The sequence below is a fragment of the Silanimonas sp. genome, from assembly GCF_027531545.1.
GTDB lineage: Bacteria > Pseudomonadota > Gammaproteobacteria > Xanthomonadales > Xanthomonadaceae > Silanimonas.
In genome coordinates this window covers 1-1,734 of record NZ_JAPZSC010000062.1, presented here as the reverse complement: position 1 = coordinate 1,734, position 1,734 = coordinate 1, and the positions used below count along the sequence as shown (strand labels likewise).

Annotated in this window: 3 protein-coding genes; all 3 read right to left on the bottom strand. The window is 71.0% G+C overall.

Translation table 11 applies throughout. The features are described 5' to 3' along the window. Positions 1-848, bottom strand: an 848-nt coding sequence (locus O9280_RS17210) for a hypothetical protein (protein ID WP_298345749.1), incomplete at its 3' end; no start/stop codon positions are given. Between the two features lie 3 nt (positions 849-851). Continuing rightward, positions 852-1,130, bottom strand: a complete 279-nt coding sequence (locus O9280_RS17205; RefSeq protein WP_298345744.1) for a hypothetical protein — start codon at positions 1,128-1,130, stop codon at positions 852-854. Between the two features lie 82 nt (positions 1,131-1,212). Next, a partial coding sequence (locus O9280_RS17200) for a GGDEF domain-containing protein (RefSeq protein WP_298345741.1) occupies positions 1,213-1,734 on the bottom strand: 522 nt, incomplete at its 5' end.

Genomic DNA, 1,734 nt, shown 5'->3' with positions numbered 1-1,734 from the left:
CCGGCGGCGAGCAGCAGCTCGGCGTCCAGCGCGTAGGCCTCGGCCATCAGGCGCGGATAGCGCGTGGATTCGATCCGGCCCACGCGCTCCTCGAGCAGGCCAAGGGCTTCGGCCGGGCGGTCGCGTTCGCGCAGGAAGCGGGCGAGGCCGAGCGAGAGGAAGCCATCGCCGAACACCCGGTCACCGGCGTCGCGGCAGACCTGATCGACGGCGTCGAAGTCCGCTTCCGATTGCAAGGCATCGGCAAGGCTCAGTCGCGCCATCGCCTTGTAGGTGCCCATCGCGCAAGCCTCGCGCGGCGTTGGTGAGGCCGCGAGCGTGCGATCCGCGTATCCGACGCTCATGGCGTGCTGCCCGAGCTCGTGGTAGAGCACGGACGCCGTACCCCAGAGGATGCGCTGCTCGTCGAGCAGCGCCGGATCCGGCATCGGGTGGGCCCGCAGGAGTACAGCGAGTCGCCGCAGGCCCTCCTCGAAGTCCCGCGTTCCCGCGAGGACGTTGATGACGAACGCACCCGCTCGCAGCCTCAGGCCCGCGTCTTCGGCCGAGTCCGCCAGCGGCTTCGACAGCTCGGCGGCCTCGCCGAGCCGACCTTCGAGGGCAGCGCGATTGGCTTGGAGCAACTGCAGGAACTCGCGCTGCGCCACGCTGACGGGGGGCGGCATCGAATCCAGGGATCGCGTTTGCGCCACGAAGGCCTGCGGATCGACGGTTCGCAAAGCGAACAGCCGATCCATCTCGGCCTGCAGCGCCGGGTCGATGCCATCGACGGCTGGCCCGCCAGCAGCGGCGGTCGCGCCCCCGATGCCGAGGGACAAGCCGAGCAGAATGGCGACCCAGCGATTCATGCCTCAGCTCGCCGGGTCGGGGCCGGGACGCTCGTCGGGCTCGCGCGCCGGCTCGTCACCCGGCACGTCGTCGATCGGCTTGGGCTCGTCTTCGGGTGCGAGGATTCCGCACCAGTAAGGCGCGCTGTCGCCGAAGGCCCGTGCCAGCGCGCCAGCATCACGGCCCATCAGGGCTTCGCGGATCGGGGTGTCCACGTCGAGCGCGGCGACGCGGGACTCGAAATCCGCCATCGGCGGCAGGCGACCCAAGGTGTCGAGGAAGGCGATGAGTGGCGTCGTCATGGCGGAGCGAGGGCGTCCAGGTCCGAGGATTGAGGGCTGATGCTAGCGCTCTTCGGCCGATGGTGCCCGAGATCAGCGCGGCTCAGGCCACGTCCACGGCCGGGTTCTCCTGCTGGGCGGGTGTGATGCGGTCGCGGCCGGCGTTCTTGGCGCGGTAGAGCGCGCGGTCGCTGCAATCGAGCAGGGCCTGCAGGTCGTGGCCCGCGTCATGCGTGCCGGCGAGGCCGAAGCTGGCGGTGACGCTCAAGGGGGCGCTGCCTTCCACCACCGCTTCCGTGGCGGCGATGGCGCGCCGCAAAGCCTCGGCATACGCGAGGGCCTGCCCTTCGGTCGCGCCGTCCAGCAGAACGGCGAACTCCTCGCCACCGATTCGACCGATGACGCGCGGCACCAGGGCCGGCACGGCACGCACGGTCGCGCTGACCGCGCGCAGCAGGGCGTCGCCGGCCCGATGGCTGTGGCGGTCGTTGATGCGCTTGAAGTGGTCGAGGTCGAAGGCCACCAGCATCAGCGGACGAGTGCCTTCGCGCGCCCGTGCCAGTGCCGCGGCGGCGAGCTCGTTGAAATGCTGGCGGGTGGCGACGCCGGTGAGCGGATCGGTCTG